This window comes from Gordonia neofelifaecis NRRL B-59395 (genome assembly GCF_000192435.1).
GTDB lineage: Bacteria > Actinomycetota > Actinomycetes > Mycobacteriales > Mycobacteriaceae > Gordonia > Gordonia neofelifaecis.
On record NZ_AEUD01000005.1, the window covers coordinates 52,277 to 69,001 of the forward strand.

Consider the following 16,725-nt stretch of genomic DNA (forward strand, 5'->3'; position numbering starts at 1 on the left):
CTCGGGTCAGTCCCAGCGGAGTCCTCCGCGGCGCCACTCGTAGGCGTAGGCGACCGACACGTTGACGATGAAGAGGGCGACGGCGATCAGGCCGAACCAGCCGAGGCTGTCGGACGCCACCGCCCAGGGGTAGAGGAAGACGATCTCGATGTCGAAGATGATGAAGAGCATCGCGGTCAGGTAGTACTTCACCGGGAAGCGCTGGACCAGTCCGGCGGTGGGAGGCAGCGGTTCGATGCCGCATTCGTACGCTTCGAGCTTGGCTCGATTGCGCCGGCGCGGACCGATCACGGACGAGATGACCACGGACACGACGGCGAACGCCAGTGCGACGCCGCCCAGTATCAGGATCGGTCCGTAAGCGTTCATTCCGGCAAAGCCTCCACTTCCGCGAACGCGTCCGGGAGACGGCTGTCACGTCCGCGATGGTCTGTGACTCAATCCACACCCTACTCACGTAAACGCGTGCGCTGTGGGACTTCTCAGTGAAGTCGCGTGTCCTCGGGGCCGCCGGACGGCAACGCCGAAGCGTGCCAGCGGAATCGGGGATCGAGGTGGTTCCGGGGGCGGCGACGGAACGGTCGGTCGGTGGGCCCTCCCAGGGCGCCGCGGAGCGTCGTCAGCAGATCGAGAGTCGATGCTCATGACGCAGGCAGCCGGTCGACCTGCCCGTATAACGGCACCAGCGGCGTGCGCTGTGACCCGCGCCGCACACGACCGTTCCTCGCCCGTCCGACTCCGACAGGATCAGCTCAGTGACCAGACTCGCGCAGACTCCCGGCCTCACCGAATTCCAGTCCGACGTGCTCGCCGCAGTCCGGACGTTCGTGGACAAGGAGATCATTCCGAACGCGCAGGAATTGGAGCACTCCGACACCTATCCGCAGGAGATCGTCGACCAGATGGCGGAGATGGGTCTGTTCGGGCTGATGATCCCGACCGAGTACGGCGGGCTCGGTGAGTCGCTGCTGACGTACGCGCTGTGCGTCGAGGAACTGGCGCGCGGATGGATGAGCGTGTCGGGCGTGATCAACACGCACTTCATCACCGCGTACATGATCAGTCGGCACGGCACTGACGAGCAGAAGCAGCGGTTCCTGCCGCGCATGGCGACCGGTGAGGTGCGCGGCGCGTTCTCGATGTCCGAGCCCGAGCTCGGGTCGGATGTCGCGGCGATCCGGACACGCGCCGTGCGCGAGGGCGACGGTTACGTCATCGACGGTCAGAAGATGTGGCTGACCAACGGCGGAACGTCGACGCTGGTCGCGGCGCTCGTGAAGACCGACGAGGGCGCCGACAAGCCGCACCGGAACCTCACGACGTTCCTGGTCGAGAAGCCCGCCGGGTTCGGCGAGGTGGTTCCCGGCATCACGATCCCGGGAAAGATCGACAAGATGGGCTACAAGGGAATCGACACCACGGAGTTGATCTTCGACGGCTACCGCGCCGCGGCCTCCGACATCCTCGGCGGCACGCCGGGGAAGGGATTCGGGCACATGATGGACGGCGTCGAGGTCGGGCGGGTCAACGTTGCGGCGCGCGCCTGCGGCGTCGCCCTGCGCAGCTTCGAACTCGCCGCCCGCTACGCCCAGCAGCGGCAGACGTTCGGGAAGCCGATCGTCGATCACCAGGCGATCGCGTTCAAGCTCGCCGAGATGGCCACCAAGGTCGAGGCGGCACATCTGATGATGGTCAACGCTGCCCGGCTCAAGGACTCCGGAGACCGCAACGACGTCGCCGCCGGGATGGCGAAGTACCTGGCGAGCGAGTACTGCGCCGAAGTGACGCAGGAGAGTTTCCGGATTCACGGCGGATACGGGTACTCGAAGGAGTATGAGATCGAGAGGCTGATGCGCGAAGCGCCGTTCCTGTTGATCGGCGAGGGCACCAGCGAGATCCAGAAGACCATCATCAGCAAGGGCGTGCTGCGCAGCTACGGGCTGTGACCGGCGCTGACAACGAAGGAATCGGAGAGACGTGACCGACTACACGAAGCTCTACATCGGCGGCCAGTGGGTGGACTCCGCGGGCGAGCGACTGATCGACGTGATCAACCCGGCGACCGAAGAGGTCATCGCCGCGGTCCCCGCGGGCACGGCGGCCGACGTCGACGCGGCGGTCGCCGCCGCACGCGCCGCGTTCGACGGCTGGTGGCGGACACCCGTCGCCGAGCGCGCCGCGCTACTGCGTGACGTCGGAAACCGGCTCACGGAGTCGAGTGCGGACCTCGCGAATCTGATCTCCGAGGAGATGGGCTCGCCGACCTGGTTCGCCGGAGCCGTTCAGATGGGCATGCCCATCAACTCGTTCAGGCATGCGGCCGACGTGGCCGAGGCCTTCGAATTCGAGACACAGCAAGGCAATTCGACGATCGTCCGGGAGCCGATCGGCGTCGTCGGAGCCATTACGCCGTGGAACTACCCGCTGCATCAGATCGCCGCGAAGACCGCCTACGCGCTGGCCGGCGGCAACACCGTCGTCGTGAAGCCCAGTGAGGTCGCGCCCCTCGACGCGTGGCGGCTGGCGGAGATCTTCGACGAGGCCGGACTGCCGCCGGGCGTGTTCAATCTGGTCAGCGGTACCGGTCCGGTGGTCGGGAACGCGATCGCCGCGCATCCCGACATCGACGCGGTGTCGTTCACCGGTTCCACCGCCGCGGGCAAGCTCGTCGCCAAGGCCGCGGCCGACACGGTCAAGCGGGTCGCCCTCGAACTCGGCGGCAAGAGCCCGAACGTCGTGCTGCCGGACGCGGATCTGGCCGAGGTGATGCCCGCGGCGATCGCCGGCGCGATGATCAACTCGGGACAGACGTGCGCCGCGCTCACGCGACTCGTCGTGCCGCGTGAGCGGCTCGCGGAGGTGGAGGAGCTGGCGGCGACCATCGCCGAGACGTTCACCGTCGGCGATCCGAAGGCCGACGGTGTGCGCCTCGGGCCGCTGGTGTCGTCGGCGCAGCTCGACCGCGTGCGCGCTTACATCGACGGCGGCGTGGCGCAGGGTGCCAAGCTGGTGACCGGCGGCAGTGCGCCCGTCGACGGGCTGGACCGCGGCTACTACGTCCAGCCGACGGTCTTCTCCGAGGTGACTCGCGACATGGACATCCATCGCGAGGAGATCTTCGGACCGGTGTTGTCGATCATCGCCTACGACACGATCGACGAAGCGGTCGAGATCGCGAACGACACCGTGTACGGACTGTCCGGCGCGGTGTGGTCGGCCGACGAGAAGGTGGCGCGCGGGGTCGCCCGTCGCATCCGCACCGGCCAGGTGGCCATCAACGGCGGTGCGTTCAATCCGAACGCACCGTTCGGCGGCTACAAGCAGTCCGGCGTCGGCCGCGAACTCGGCGAGCACGGCCTCGAGGAGTTCCTGGAGACCAAGTCGCTTCAGCTCTGAGTCGCGGTCGGGGTCACCGGTGCGGTCAGCAGCCCGAGCGAGGCGTCGACGAGGTGGACCAGCCACGGGGTGCCGGGCCGGGTGGCCTCGCCCTCGTGGTCGGCGACGGTCCGGATCGCCATGTTGACGAGCATCGACAGCCGGTCGGCGACGACGTCGTCGGGCAGGCCCGCCAGCGCCTGGCCGATCCGTCCCCAGACGTCGCGCAGGCTGCTGGCGGCAGCGCTGCTGAATCCGGTGCGGCGCAGCGGATCGGCGAGGAGCTGAGACAGGAAGCGCACGTAGTGAGTGTCGGTCGCGTCATCGGTGGCCAGCGGCAGGATGAACGCTTCGAGGATCGCGCACAGGTCGCCGGACCGGCCGTCCGCGTCGAGCTCGGCGAGCATTCGAGTGCGGGCGTCGTTGATGCTCTGCATTCGGTAGTCGAGGATCGCGGCGAGCAGCTTCTCCTTGTCGCCGAAGTGGTACTGGACCACGCCGCTGTTGCGTTGTCCGGCCTCGGCGCCGACCTCTCGCAGTGAGACGGCGTTCAGGCCTCGCTCGCTGAACAGTCGTTCGGCGGCGACGATGATCCGTTCGGCGGTCGTCGCCCCGGTCGGCGTTTGCATTGGTCGTCCTTCTGCAGTCAGCGCATCCCGGGTCGGACGAGTTCGTCCACCCGACGATCGAGATGCGTTCCATCGCCCGGCGTTCGGGATACTAGTCCCACGCCCGATGCCGGTCAGTCGGCGCGCTACCGCAGCAGTCCGACGACCGTCCGCGGCAACTCCAGCGGGTCGACGGGCAGCATCGCGGTGGCGTCGGCGCGGGACCAGTCGGCGAGCCAGCGGTCGGCCTCTCGCGCGATCAGGACCAGCAGCGGCGGGCACGGCTCGTACTCGTCGCGGATCTGCTTCGCCAGTCCCATGCCGCCGGTCGGCGCGGCCTCGCCGTCCAGCACGGCGAGGTCGACGCTGCGGTCGTCGAGGTGGGCCAGCACCATCGGTGCGGTGGCGACCTCGATGAACTCCAGGTCGGGAAGATCGGGGTGCAGCCGCTCGCCGAGTGCTCCGAGAACCTGACGGCGCGTTCCGGAATCGTCGGAGTAGACGAGGACACGCAGTGTGACTCGATCGTCGGCGCCGGGACTGTTCGGACGGTTCACAACCCCGACCCTAGCGGCTCGTGCGGAGGTGAACTCCCCGCTCCGCGTACTCCGGCCGCATCCGCTCTCTCAACCTGCATCCGCTCACCTCCGGACATGCGCGGATGCAGGTTGAGGGAGCGGCTGTCAGCGCGGGGAGCGGACGGCGAGATACTCCGCGACCTCGGCCTCCGACCACCCGTGCGACTCGGCGAGCCCGGCGCCGATCATCGACAGATACGGGGGAGTCGGCGCGATGTGCGGGACGTCGTCGATCCCGTGCGACGCGGTGAACGTGAGGACCGGCAGGTCGTCCAGTGTGCCGACGCGCAGCAGCCGTGAATAGAGTCCGGAGCCGCACTGGTACGACTGCCCGTCCGCGGCGAGCAGCGACCGATCGCGCAGGGCCCGCTCCACCGGGCTGCCCGGATGCGGGGCGAGATCCATCTCCTGCATCGCGATGTCGGCGAACTGTTCGACGGTGACGAGGTAGGCACGGGCAGCGGTCGGTCCGGGCCGATGAGGATCGTAGAAGGCCATGCCGCCGCCCCAGGTGGTCGACGAGCCGCCGAAGTAGATCCGGCCCGGCAGGGTCAGCGCCAGGTCGCGCGCCGGTGCAGTCGCGTCGCGCGCGCCCGGGTACGTGCGCCTGCCGCCGACCGGGCGCCCACCGGCGAGATAGCAGGTCAGTCGCGCCGCGCACAGGTTGGAGCCGTAGCTCGCGTACCAGACCTCGTCGCCGTTCATCGACGTCGACCTTAGGCCAACGCGAGGCAGGACCGAAGAGGAGTCCGGACTCGCACCTCACACTTCCCGCCCGGCCCGCGTCTGCTCTATGAATGGAAAGAGAGGTGAGTGCGATGACGAGACGGCATGCGGTGGTGCACACCGAACTGGGCGACCTGACGATGATCGCCGACGGACCGGCGCTGGCCGCGGTGTACTTTCCGCATCACTGGCATCTTCCGCCGGAGTCGGACTACGGCGATCCGGTGAGCGCCGACGACGAGGTCTTCGCTCAGACCGCACGGGAGCTCGACGAGTACGTGGCAGGTGAGCGCAGGGAGTTCGACGTCGAGATCACGACGGCGGGGGACGAGTTCTCCGAGCGCGTGTGGGCCCTGCTCCGCGAGATCCCGTACGGAACGACGACGACCTACGGCGAGCTCGCGCGCCGGCTCGGCAACCCGAGACTGGCGCAGCGGGTGGGCCAATGCGTCGGACGGAATCCGATCAGCGTCATCGTTCCCTGCCATCGGGTGATCGGCGCCGACGGTTCGCTCACGGGCTACGCCGGCGGGCTTGACCGCAAGCGGCGTCTGCTGGAGATCGAGGAACCGCCGGAGGCCGCCGAGGCCAGGCTGTTCTGACCGATGCGAGAACCATTCGAGCGAACCGTCGAGCGGCACGGTGCCACCGTGCTGCGCGTGTGCCGCGCGGTGCTGGGTGCGGGGCCCGATGCCGACGACGCGTGGTCGGAGACCTTCCTCGCCGCATTGCGGGCTTGGCCCGACCTCGACGACGACACGAACGTCGAAGCCTGGCTGGTCCGGGTGGCGCAGCGCAAGGCGATCGACGTGACGCGGGCCCGCTCGCGCACCGCGGTCCCGACCGGTGATCTTCCCGACGGCCAGTCACACGACGGGATCCCCGGGCGCGACGGACACGATCTGTGGGCCGCGGTCGCGAAACTGCCCGAGCGGCAGCGCCTCGCGGTCGGCTACCACTACCTCGGCAGACTCTCGCACGTCGAGACCGCCGAGATCATCGGCGGCACACCTGCGGCGGTGCGCCGCGCCGCCGCCGACGGCATCAAGACTCTGCGCACCGTTTACCAGAAGGAGGACGGCGATGACTGACATCGACCGGACCGGGCTGTTCCCGGTCTCCGACGACGACCTGAGTCGGCTGCGGGCCGGGCTCGCGACCGCCGCTGTCGAGGCGACCGTCCTGGACGTCGCCTACCGCACCGTCGACACTCCGATCGGACCGCTGCTGCTGGCGACGACCGAGACCGGACTGGTGCGCGTCGCGTTCGAACGTGAGGGCTTCGACGCGGTGCTCGACGCGCTCGCGGCGACGGTGAGCCCGCGGCTCCTTCGTGCCCCGCGGCGACTCGATGCGGTGGCGGCGGAGCTCGAGGAGTACTTCGCCGGCCGGCGTCGCCTGTTCGACGTGCCGCTCGACTTCCGGCTGTCGTCCGGATTCCGTCAGCGGGTGCAGCAGTATCTCCCGCACATCGGCTACGGCACCACGCAGTCGTACAAGGAGGTCGCGACGTCGGTCGGCAACCCGAACGCCGTCCGCGCCGTCGGGACCGCCTGCGCCACCAATCCGCTGCCCGTCGTGGTGCCGTGCCATCGGGTGCTGCGCGCCGACGGCGGACTCGGCGGGTATCTGGGCGGTGTCGAGGCGAAGACGTCGCTGCTGACCCTGGAAGGCGCGGCATGAGCGCCGTGGACATCGGCGCTCGGGTCGCCGAGGCCGACTGGGACGCAGTGGAAGACGGACTCGACGCGGTGGGTGGCGCGGTCCTGCCGCAACTGCTGACCGCGGCGGAATGCGCCGGTCTCCGGATGCTCTACCGGGACGACGACCGCTTCCGATCCACGATCGACATGGCGCGGTACCGGTTCGGCAGCGGCGAGTACCGGTACTTGTCGCGGCCGTACCCCGAGGTCGTCGAGGAACTCAAGCAGGCGCTGTATCCGCGACTGCTGCCGATCGTCCGCAACTGGTGGACCAGGCTCGGCAGAGCGCCGGAGTGGCCGGACTCGCTCGACGAATGGCTGGACCGCTGTCATCTCGCGGGACAGACCCGGTCGACGGCCATCCTGCTGCGGTACGGCGCCGGAGACTGGAACGCCCTGCATCGGGACCTGTACGGCGACATGGTCTTTCCGCTCCAGGTCGTGGTGAACCTGAGCGAGCCCGGCGCCGACCACACCGGCGGGGAGTTCCTTCTCGTGGAACAGCGGGCTCGCGCGCAGTCCCGCGGCACGTCGTTCACCGTCCCCCACGGGCACGGGCTCGCGTTCACCACGAGTGAGCGGCCGGTGGCCTCGGCGCGCGGCTGGTCGGCCGCACCGGTGCGTCACGGGGTGTCGACGGTTCACAGCGGTGAGCGGTTCAGCCTGGGGCTCGTCTTCCACGATGCCGCATGAGGGGAGGTAGGCGCTGATGGACATGTTCTTCGACGACGGCGAACTCGGCCGGACGGTCCCCGCCCTGCCCGAGGGTGCGGTCCTGATCCCGAACTGGCTGACACCCGAACAGCAACGGTGGGTGGTCGGCCAGTTCCGGACCTGGGCGGCGGGCCCGGTGCCACCGCACTCCGCGAGGATCGGCGCCCACCGAATGAGCGTGCAGACCGTCTGTCTCGGATGGCATTGGCGGCCATACGAATACACTCGCGAGGCGACCGACGTCAACGGCCGTCGGGTGCTCGCCTTCCCGGAGTGGCTGGTACGGCTCGGACGACTGGCGCTCACCGCCGCGGGAGACCCCGCCGCCGACCTCTACACCCCGGACACCGCGCTGGTGAACTTCTACGACGACGCGGCGCGGATGGGAATGCACCAGGACCGGGACGAGCGTTCCTCGGCGCCGGTGGTCTCCCTCTCGATCGGTGACACCGCGCGCTTCCGATTCGGCAATTCCGACGGTCGCGGCAGGCCCTACACAGACCTCGACCTCGAGTCCGGCGACCTCTTCGTCTTCGGCGGCCCCGCGCGGTTCGCTTACCACGGGGTGCAGAAGGTGCTGCCGGGAACGGCGCCCGTCGACTGCGGTCTCGCAGCGGGCCGGATCAACATCACCCTCCGCGAGACCGGCCTGCCGGGCTGAACACTCCACCGGCATACTCCACCCGCACGACGGATCCGGCCGTCGCCCGGTAGGAAGGACACATGGCTGCAGAACCCGACCCCGGCGTCGTCGTCGGCGACGACGGTCTGGCGCGCCCCGCATGGGCGAGCGCCGATCCGCTGATGCGCACGTACTACGACACCGAGTGGGGCATGCCGGTCCGCGACGAGCGCGGAATGTACGAGCGGCTCAGCCTCGAGGCGTTCCAGTCCGGGCTGTCGTGGGCGACGATCCTGCGGAAACGCCCGGCGTTCCGGGCGGCGTTCGACGACTTCGATCCGGAGAAGGTGGCCGCGTACGGCGACGACGACGTCGAGCGGCTGATGAACGACGCCGGAATCGTCCGCAACCGGGCCAAGATCCAGGCCGCGATCACGAATGCGGGTGCGACGGTCGCCCTCCGCGAGAAGGGCGGCCTCGTCGATTTCGTCTGGGGCTTCCAACCTGCCGACACGCCGCGCCCGCGCACCTTCGCCGACGTTCCGACGCAGAGTGAGGAATCGAAGGCCATGGCCAAAGCCCTACGGAGAGAGGGGTTCTCATTCGTCGGTCCGACGACGATGTACGCCCTGATGGAGGCGGTCGGGATCGTCGACACCCATCTGATGGGTTCGCACCGGCGGGGGACGTCGGGCGTATGGCCGGATTGACCTCGCTCCGGCTGGCGGCCGAGGGTCCCTTCGACCATCGCGGCGCCCTCGGCGTCCTGTCCGCGCACCGGATCGACGGACTCACGAGGATCGCCCCCGAGGCATGCCGCGTCACCCGGCTCCTCGAGATCGGCGGACGTGCAGAGCCGGTTCAGTGCACTCTGGACGGCGGCGGTGTCACCGTCGCCGTCGCGGACCCGGAACTGCTGCGTGGCGGCGCGGCGTCGCCGGTCGGCGCGCGGATCAGCGAGATGTTCGATCTCGGCGCCGACGTCCTGACGATCGACGAGCACCTGAGTCGCGATCCGGTGTTCGCGGACCAGATCGCGGTCCGACCGGGAATGCGGATCACCCGGATGGCCGATCCGTTCGAAGCCGTGGTCCTGACGGTTCTCGGCCAGCAGGTGACGCTGGCGGCGGGGCGGCTGTTCGGATCGCGACTCGTCGCCGCGTTCGGGACGCCGGGACCGGCCGGATTGATGAGGTTCCCAGCTCCTCGAGTGCTGGCACGAGTTCCACCCGGCGAAGTGCAGTCCGCGCTGCGGGTCACCCGCGCCCGCGCCCGGACCGTGCTCGGCGTCGCGGCGTTCTTCGCCGACCGCGGTCCGTGGGTCGCGCTGCCCGCGCGCGAGGACCTCGCGCCGCTGTACGGCATCGGGCGGTGGACGCTCGACTATCTCGCCGTGCGGTCGACGACCGATCCCGACGTGTTCCCGGAGTCGGATGCAGTGCTGCGCCGCATGGTGCCGAACGCCGGCACTGTCAGCGAGCTGTGGCGACCGTACCGGAGCTATGCCGCTGTCCGTCTATGGGCGATGTCGGGATCGTGGCCGGCCGTCGGCTAGCCCAGTTGCGTCAGAGCGGCGAAGGCGCCGGCACCACGCCCATCCGCACCATCGCGCCGAGCTCGTCACGAACGCCCCAGTGTTCGGCGAGACGGTCGCCCTCGGTGCGGTAGATGTGCACGGTCGTCATCTCGTAGGGCTTCCCGGCCGCGGCCGGTCCGTGGAACTCAGCGAGACCGACGCCGGATGCGGTCGCGCGGATGACGATGCGATCCGGGGTCTCGATGAAGTCCTCGAGCCGGTAGCGGATCTGCAGCCCGTCGTGGACGAACCCGAGGATCTGCGCATAGCCGGCGGGACCCGGCTCCAAGGGGAATGGCGAACCGTGATCGACGAAATCGGTGGTCACGCACTCGGGCAGACACGACAGCTCCCCGGTGTTGATGGCGTCGAAGACCCGGTGGGCGGCGGGGGCGGCGGCATTGGACATGATGACCTCCTATTGAGTAGAACATCATTCCAATGGAATAATCTTCCACCGGAAATGGAGCGTGGTCAATGGCTCGGACCTACGACAACACCGCGAGATCCGAGGCGGCGTCCGCCACCCGGCGGCGGATCCTCGCCGGAGCGAGGAGGTTGATCGTCGACGGCGGTTACGCGACGTTCAGCATCGCCGCCCTCGCCGAATCCGCCCAGGTGAGTCCCCAGACGGTCTACAACTCGATCGGCGGCAAGTCCGCAGTGCTCAAAGCCGTCTACGACGTCGCGGTGGTGGGAGACGACGAACCGATACCGATGAGCAGGCGGCCCGAGTTCCTGAGACTCGGTGCAGCCGAGTCCGTGGACGAGTGGGCGGACGCGTACGCGCATCACACCGCGCGCCTGTATGAGCGGGTCGGGGAGATCGTCGGGGCGGTGCTCGGCCCGGGCGCACCTCAGGACCGCGGTGCGGGCGAGTTCGCGGCGACGATCGAACGCGAGCGTCGCGTCGGGTCGACGCATGCAGTCACTGCGCTGGCTGATCGGATGGGCTGGCCGTCAGCGGACCTGCCGCAGATCGTCGACGCTGTGTGGACGCTCAACTCGCCCGACGTCTTCAGTCGTCTTGTCCGGCAGTCGGGCTGGTCTCCTGCGGAGTATGAGCGGTGGCTCGCCGGCCAACTGCGTGCCACCCTGCACGGGAGTGGGCGGTAGGCGGCACGGATCGGCAGTTCGACGGGGGCGTTCCGGCCGCTTACTCCAGCTAGCATCGCAGGTCGCTGCCCGGTCGAGTGTGTGCAAGGTCTCGCATTCCCCAGTCCGATTGGATCAGGTCACTCCACGCGGGACAATGGTGGACGCTGACTAACCGAGAGTTCCACAAGAACGACGATCAGAATGAGGTTTTCACCTATGGCCTCCAAGGACCAGACGATCATCTACACCCTCACCGACGAGGCGCCGCGGCTCGCGACATCGGCCTTCCTGCCGATCATCCGCACCTTCGCAGAGCCGGCGGGCATCGATGTCCAGACGAGTGACATCTCCGTCGCCGCGCGCATTCTCGCGGCCTTTCCGGACTACTTGAGCGACGAGCAGAAGGTCTCGGACAACCTCGCGGAGCTGGGCCGTCTCACGCAGCTGCCGGAGACGAACATCATCAAGCTCCCCAACATCAGCGCGTCGGTGCCGCAGCTGAACGCCGCGATCCACGAGCTGCAGGACAAGGGCTACGCGATTCCCGACTACCCGCAGGATCCGAAGACCCCCGAAGAGGAGGAGATCCGGAACCGCTACGGCGCCTGCCTGGGTAGCGCGGTCAATCCTGTTCTCCGCGAAGGCAACTCCGATCGACGCGCGCCGAAGGCCGTCAAGGAGTACGCGCGCAAGAACCCCCACAGCATGGGCAAGTGGTCGATGGCGTCGCAGTCGCACGTCGCGCACATGACGCACGGCGACTTCTACGCCGGCGAGAAGTCGATGATCATGGACCACGCCTGCGACGCGCGCATGGAGGTGGTGACCCCGGACGGCGAGACGCACGTGATGAAGACGGTGCCGCTGGAGAAGGGCGACGTCATCGACAGCATGTTCATGAGCAAGAAGGCGCTGCTCGAGTTCTACGAAGAGCAGCTGAACGACGCCAAGGAGACCGGCGTCATGTTCTCGCTGCACGTCAAGGCGACGATGATGAAGGTCTCGCATCCGATCGTCTTCGGTCACGCGGTCAAGGTGTTCTACAAGGACGCGTTCGCCAAGCACGGTGATCTGTTCGACGAACTCGGCGTCAATGTCAACAACGGTCTGGTCGACCTCTACGAGAAGATCGACACGCTGCCCGCGTCCAAGCGCGAGGAGATCGTCGAAGATCTCCACCGCTGCCACGAGCATCGCCCGGAGCTGGCGATGGTCGACTCGGCCCGCGGCATCTCGAACTTCCACTCGCCGAGCGACGTCATCGTCGACGCGTCGATGCCCGCCATGATCCGCATCGGCGGCAAGATGTACGGCGCCGACGGTCGTAAGAAGGACACCAAGGCCGTGATGCCGGAGTCCACCTTCGCCCGGATCTACCAGGAGATCATCAACTTCTGCAAGACCAACGGCGCCTTCGATCCCACCACCATGGGCACGGTTCCCAACGTCGGGCTGATGGCGCAGAAGGCCGAGGAGTACGGCTCGCACGACAAGACCTTCGAGATCCCGGAGGGCGGTGTCGCCAACATCGTCGACGCCTCCACCGGCGAGGTCCTGCTGTCGCAGGATGTCGAGCAGGGCGACATCTGGCGCATGTGCATCGTCAAGGACGCGCCGATCCGTGACTGGGTGAAGCTGGCCGTCACGCGTTCACGCGCCTCGGGTATGCCCGCGGTGTTCTGGCTCGATCCGTACCGTCCGCACGAGAACAACCTGATCACCCTCGTGAAGAAGTACCTGCAGGATCACGACACCGAGGGTCTGGACATTCAGATCATGTCGCAGGTCCGTGCCATGCGGTACACCCTGGAGCGCGCGATGCGCGGCCTCGACACCATCTCGGTGACCGGCAATATCCTGCGCGACTACCTGACCGACCTCTTCCCGATCCTGGAGCTGGGTACCAGCGCCAAGATGCTCTCGATCGTGCCGCTGATGGCCGGTGGCGGTCTGTATGAGACCGGTGCGGGCGGTTCGGCGCCGAAGCACGTCAAGCAGCTCGTGGAGGAGAACCATCTCCGCTGGGATTCGCTGGGCGAGTTCCTGGCCCTGGCCGCCAGCCTCGAGGATCTCGGTCGCAAGAACGACAACCCGAAGGCGAGCATCCTCGCCACCACGCTCGACGCAGCCACCAGCAAGCTGCTCGACAACCGGAAGTCGCCCTCGCGCAAGACCGGCGAGCTCGACAACCGCGGCAGCCAGTTCTACCTGGCGATGTACTGGGCCGAGGAACTGGCGGCGCAGACCGACGACGCCGAGCTGGCCGAGCGTTTCGCGCCGTTGGCACAGCGACTGGCCGCTGACGAGCAGAAGATCGTCGACGAGATCGCCGCGGTGCAGGGACACTCCGTGGATCTCGGCGGCTACTACCTCGCGGACGGCGAGAAGCTGGAGCAGGCCATGTGCCCGAGCGCCACGCTGAACGCGGCGCTCGAGGCGGCCAACGCCTGATCGAGTAGTACTCCGTAGAAGCGGTGGGCGGCCGACCGGCAGCCCACCGCTTCGCTTGTCTCGCCCGGTTCACGGGTCCTCGGTGATGCACTCGGCCAGCGAGGCGGCGAGGTAGTCGTCCTCGGCGGCATTGCCCGGCAGGCTCAACGCCTTGCGGTACGCGTCGGCGGCGGACTCGCCGTCGCCGAGCTCGGCGAGGATGAGTGCCCGTGCGATGTGGAACGGGCGGTATCGGTCGAGGGCGGCGGTCACCCCGGGGTCGTCGAGCAGCTGAAGACCCCGCGCCGGTCCGAACGCCCGCCCGACCGCGACGGCGCGGCCCAGTCGGACCACCGGACCGCTGTCGTGGGACTCCAACAGCCGGTACAGGACGGCGATCTGCGCCCAGTCCGTGTGCGCCGAATCGGTCGCCTCGGCGTGGACCGCCGCGATGGCCGCCTGGATTGCGTACGGACCGGCGTCGCGGGTACCCGCCGCTGTCTCGGCGAGTCCGATCCCCTCAGTCATCAGGGCCGGGTCCCACCGACTGCGATCCTGCTGCGACAACGGCACGGGGAGGCCGGCTGCGTCGAGCCGCGCCGGCCTTCGCGCTTCGGTGAGCACGAGCAGGGCCAGTAGCCCGGTCGTCTCGGCTGTCGGCAGCAGGGGCGTGCAACAGCCGACACAGCCGGAGACCCTCCGCGGTGAGATCGTCGCGGACGTGCGACGGCCCGGTCGACCTCGCGAAGCCCTCGGAGTAGAGCAGATACACCACGCGGAGCACCCCCGCGGCCCGAGACGGAAGGTCGGCTGCAGCCGGAACGGTGAACGGCACCCCGAGCGTCCGAATCCGCCTCTTCGCGCGGACGATGCGCTGCTGGACGGTCGGGACCGGAGTCAGCAGTGCGTGTGCGACCTCCGCGGTGCTCAGGCCTGCGACGAACCGGAGCGTGAGCGCGATCCGGTCCTCCGGACTCAGTACCTCGTGGGTGCAGGCGAAGAACATCCCGAGCAGTTCGTCGTCGATCTCAGGCGTTTCGCGGATCGCGGGATCGGCGAACTCGGTAGGGACCGGTTCGCCGCGAGTGACGACTTCGAGGCGGGCGAGCTTGCCGGTGAGGACGCCCTCGCGGCGCACCACGTCGAGGGCCTTGCGCTTGGCGGTGGTGGCGAGCCAGGCACCGGGCGAATCCGGGAGGCCGGTTCGCGGCCAGGTGGCCAGCGCCTGGGCGATCGCGTCCTGCAGGGAGTCTTCGGCGAGATCGAGGTCGCCGAACCGCCCGGTCAAGCCTGCGAGCAGGCGTGCCCGTGCCTCGCGGTCGAGCGCCGCAACCGCCCGGCGAACCTCCTCGAGGGAGGCCGCCGGGCGCCGCGGCGAAGAGCCACGCACGATCAGTACGGCGCGAGCGGCCGGATCTCGACGTGACCGCCGGGCGCTGAACCCGGGCTGCGGCGGGCCCATTCGATGGCTTCGTCTATGTCGGCGACGTCGATGATGTAACCGCCGCCGACGAACTCCTGCACCTCGGCGAACGGTCCCGACGACGCCACCATCCGCTCGCCCGACGCGTCGGTGTGAACGACGACGCGTTCCTCTTCGAGGGCGAATGAACTGACGACGACGCCTGCGGCGGTGATCTGCTTGTCGAACTCGAAGAACTCCTCGGCGTCCGCCCCGCCGGTCTCTCCGCAGGCCGGATCATCGACGTGTCCCATGAGCAAGAGTGCGTACTTCATCTTCTCCTCCAGTGGTCGCGTCGGGCCGAACGCCCGACATCTATGTGACGAACGGCGGTCGCGGATATCGACAGGGGCCGTGGGGTGGAGCCGGATCAGATCGGATCAGTCGTGGTGACCGCGGCCGTCGTGCGTTCTTGCGCGAGATCGTGCACCGTCAGGCGCGGCAGGCCCTTGCGCTCGTAGTAGTAGGCGGTGCCGAGTCCCATTGCGACGCCGACGGCGAGGCCGATCAGGGTCATGATCACCGCGTGGGTGAGGCCCGCACTGCCACGCGCGTCGAAGTACAGGATCGCGCGGACACCGAGGTACACCTGGTGCAGCGGCTCGAACGACGACAGCCACGCGAAAGCGCGGGGCGCGGCTTCGAGGGGGATGGTCGCACCGGCCGACGGCAGCCCGAGGAAGACGAACACGAACATGTTGATCAGCATGCCGATGCCGCCGAACGCCGACACCACGGAGAGCGCGGTGATGCCGACCGCGATGATCGCCAGGGTGCTGTAGGCCCAGAGCGTCGATCGGTGCTCGACCGGCATGTCCAGCGCCGACGCGATCCCGAGATAGGCGGTCGAGACCACGACGCTCGTCGCCACCATGACGCCCCATTTGATCAGGAGGGCCTGCAACCGGTTGAGGCCGAGCGAGCGCCGGAGGATCATCCGCGGGCCGATCTCCGACGCGACGAATCCCAGCGAGCCGTCGACGAGAGTGTTGACGAGCATCGCGCCGGTGAAGCCGGCGAGCAGGACCAGCAGTGCGTAGTAGAAGGCGGACAGGCCGAGTCCGGTGTGCGCGGGCAGCGGCTCGAAGGGAACGGTCACGATGTCTATCGGCTGCGCCAGGACCATCGCGGCGGCTCCGCTGACCTGCGCAGGCGGTCGTTGCTGGGCGGCGAGGCCGTTGACCGACTCGGTCAGCCGGGCGCCGAGCGTCTTGTTCATCTCGGCGAGTGCGGCTGAGCTCATCGAGGTGACCAGGGAACTGCCCAGGGTTCCGGATCGGGGATTGGTGAGCACGGTGACCTGCGGCCGCTGTGCGCCGGACGGCCCGAGCGAGGCCTGGGCCAGCGCCATCGTCTTGGCGGTGAAATCGGCCGGCACGGTGATCGCGCCGTACAGCTTGCCGTCACGCATCCGCGAGGTCATCTCATCACGGCTGAGGTTCTCCAGTCGGACCTGGGTGGCGTCGACCTTCGACTCGACGGTCGTCTGCATCTCGTCGCCGAAGTTCACGTGGGCGCCGGTCGGATCGGTGGCCCCGACGTCCTCGTTGACGACGGCGATGGGGAAGGCGCGGAGGTTGTGATTCGGGTCGAGGATGCTGCTGAGATACAGCGCGGCCATCGCCGACATCACCAGCGTCACCAGGATCACGGGGGAGAGCCACAGGCGCCACGACCGCAGCGCACGGCCCTTCTCGCTCGTGGACTCGCTCGGCTCAGAGTGTTCTTCGTCCATCGACGGTCCCTCCCGCTGTCGTCGCCGGTGGTCGTGGCCGGCCGCACGCCGAGCGTACCGAGCGGGGGCGCGAGACGGGAGCCGAGAACTCATTCCAG

18 protein-coding genes and 1 pseudogene are annotated in these 16,725 nt (G+C 68.4%); 11 read left to right on the plus strand and 8 right to left on the minus strand.

Annotated features, from left to right (window positions below; genetic code table 11):
* Window positions 1–6: 6 nt before the first annotated feature.
* Window positions 7–369, minus strand: a complete 363-nt coding sequence (locus SCNU_RS07415; protein ID WP_009678736.1) for an NADH-quinone oxidoreductase subunit A — start codon at window positions 367–369, stop codon at window positions 7–9.
* 386 nt (window positions 370–755) lie between these two features.
* On the opposite strand from SCNU_RS07415, the gene SCNU_RS07420 reads away from it, so the two are divergent.
* Entirely contained in the window at window positions 756–1,946 is a 1,191-nt protein-coding gene (locus tag SCNU_RS07420; protein WP_009678737.1) for an acyl-CoA dehydrogenase family protein, read from the plus strand.
* 31 nt (window positions 1,947–1,977) lie between these two features.
* Window positions 1,978–3,396, plus strand: a complete 1,419-nt coding sequence (locus SCNU_RS07425; RefSeq protein WP_009678738.1) for an aldehyde dehydrogenase family protein — start codon at window positions 1,978–1,980, stop codon at window positions 3,394–3,396.
* Here SCNU_RS07425 and SCNU_RS07430 read toward each other — a convergent pair.
* The 3 genes from SCNU_RS07430 to SCNU_RS07440 all read right to left on the minus strand — a co-directional run bounded on the left by SCNU_RS07430 (window position 3,387) and on the right by SCNU_RS07440 (window position 5,266).
* On the minus strand, window positions 3,387–4,004 hold the full coding sequence (locus SCNU_RS07430) for a TetR/AcrR family transcriptional regulator (RefSeq protein WP_009678739.1): 618 nt from the start codon (window positions 4,002–4,004) through the stop codon (window positions 3,387–3,389). The genes SCNU_RS07425 and SCNU_RS07430 overlap by 10 nt on opposite strands.
* Window positions 4,005–4,129: 125 nt before the next feature.
* Window positions 4,130–4,540 (minus strand): DNA-binding transcriptional response regulator, encoded by a 411-nt coding sequence (locus tag SCNU_RS07435; protein WP_009678741.1) that lies wholly within the window; start codon window positions 4,538–4,540, stop codon window positions 4,130–4,132.
* A gap of 126 nt (window positions 4,541–4,666) precedes the next feature.
* Window positions 4,667–5,266: a hypothetical protein gene (locus tag SCNU_RS07440; RefSeq protein ID WP_009678742.1), complete on the minus strand. Its 600-nt coding sequence runs from the start codon at window positions 5,264–5,266 to the stop codon at window positions 4,667–4,669.
* Between the two features lie 113 nt (window positions 5,267–5,379).
* On the opposite strand from SCNU_RS07440, the gene SCNU_RS07445 reads away from it, so the two are divergent.
* From SCNU_RS07445 to SCNU_RS07475, 7 genes are all read left to right on the plus strand, one after another.
* On the plus strand, window positions 5,380–5,889 hold the full coding sequence (locus tag SCNU_RS07445) for a methylated-DNA--[protein]-cysteine S-methyltransferase (protein WP_040517959.1): 510 nt from the start codon (window positions 5,380–5,382) through the stop codon (window positions 5,887–5,889).
* Between the two features lie 3 nt (window positions 5,890–5,892).
* On the plus strand, window positions 5,893–6,378 hold the full coding sequence (locus SCNU_RS07450) for an RNA polymerase sigma factor (protein ID WP_009678744.1): 486 nt from the start codon (window positions 5,893–5,895) through the stop codon (window positions 6,376–6,378).
* Complete coding sequence (locus SCNU_RS07455; RefSeq protein ID WP_009678745.1) at window positions 6,371–6,970, plus strand: methylated-DNA--[protein]-cysteine S-methyltransferase; 600 nt, start codon at window positions 6,371–6,373, stop codon at window positions 6,968–6,970. Before SCNU_RS07450 ends, SCNU_RS07455 begins: the two co-directional genes overlap by 8 nt.
* On the plus strand, window positions 6,967–7,683 hold the full coding sequence (locus SCNU_RS07460) for a 2OG-Fe(II) oxygenase (RefSeq protein WP_009678746.1): 717 nt from the start codon (window positions 6,967–6,969) through the stop codon (window positions 7,681–7,683). Before SCNU_RS07455 ends, SCNU_RS07460 begins: the two co-directional genes overlap by 4 nt.
* 16 nt (window positions 7,684–7,699) lie before the next feature.
* A complete protein-coding gene (locus tag SCNU_RS07465; protein ID WP_009678747.1) occupies window positions 7,700–8,365 on the plus strand; it encodes an alpha-ketoglutarate-dependent dioxygenase AlkB family protein in 666 nt (221 codons plus the stop codon).
* Between the two features lie 62 nt (window positions 8,366–8,427).
* Window positions 8,428–9,036, plus strand: coding sequence for a DNA-3-methyladenine glycosylase I (locus SCNU_RS07470; protein WP_009678748.1), 609 nt, complete (start codon window positions 8,428–8,430; stop codon window positions 9,034–9,036).
* Window positions 9,024–9,881 carry a DNA-3-methyladenine glycosylase family protein gene (locus SCNU_RS07475; RefSeq protein ID WP_009678749.1) on the plus strand — a complete coding sequence of 286 codons (858 nt, stop codon included), beginning with the start codon at window positions 9,024–9,026 and terminating at the stop codon, window positions 9,879–9,881. Before SCNU_RS07470 ends, SCNU_RS07475 begins: the two co-directional genes overlap by 13 nt.
* Window positions 9,882–9,891: 10 nt before the next feature.
* Here the strand turns inward: SCNU_RS07475 and SCNU_RS07480 are convergent, their stop codons facing one another.
* On the minus strand, window positions 9,892–10,311 hold the full coding sequence (locus SCNU_RS07480) for an ester cyclase (protein WP_009678750.1): 420 nt from the start codon (window positions 10,309–10,311) through the stop codon (window positions 9,892–9,894).
* Between the two features lie 68 nt (window positions 10,312–10,379).
* Here SCNU_RS07480 and SCNU_RS07485 point away from each other — a divergent pair, with 68 nt between their 5' ends.
* On the plus strand, window positions 10,380–11,018 hold the full coding sequence (locus tag SCNU_RS07485; protein WP_009678751.1) for a TetR/AcrR family transcriptional regulator: 639 nt from the start codon (window positions 10,380–10,382) through the stop codon (window positions 11,016–11,018).
* Window positions 11,019–11,216: 198 nt separating this feature from the next.
* Window positions 11,217–13,451: an NADP-dependent isocitrate dehydrogenase gene (locus tag SCNU_RS07490; protein ID WP_009678752.1), complete on the plus strand. Its 2,235-nt coding sequence runs from the start codon at window positions 11,217–11,219 to the stop codon at window positions 13,449–13,451.
* A 69-nt stretch (window positions 13,452–13,520) separates the two neighbouring features.
* Here the strand turns inward: SCNU_RS07490 and SCNU_RS07495 are convergent.
* The 3 genes and pseudogenes from SCNU_RS07495 to SCNU_RS07505 form a co-directional block, all read right to left on the minus strand.
* Window positions 13,521–14,820 (minus strand): annotated as a pseudogene (locus tag SCNU_RS07495) (RNA polymerase sigma factor).
* 2 nt (window positions 14,821–14,822) lie between these two features.
* Window positions 14,823–15,167, minus strand: a complete 345-nt coding sequence (locus SCNU_RS07500; RefSeq protein ID WP_009678755.1) for a YciI family protein — start codon at window positions 15,165–15,167, stop codon at window positions 14,823–14,825.
* A 95-nt stretch (window positions 15,168–15,262) separates the two neighbouring features.
* Entirely contained in the window at window positions 15,263–16,627 is a 1,365-nt protein-coding gene (locus tag SCNU_RS07505; protein WP_009678756.1) for a YhgE/Pip domain-containing protein, read from the minus strand.
* Between the last annotated feature and the right edge of the window lie 98 nt (window positions 16,628–16,725).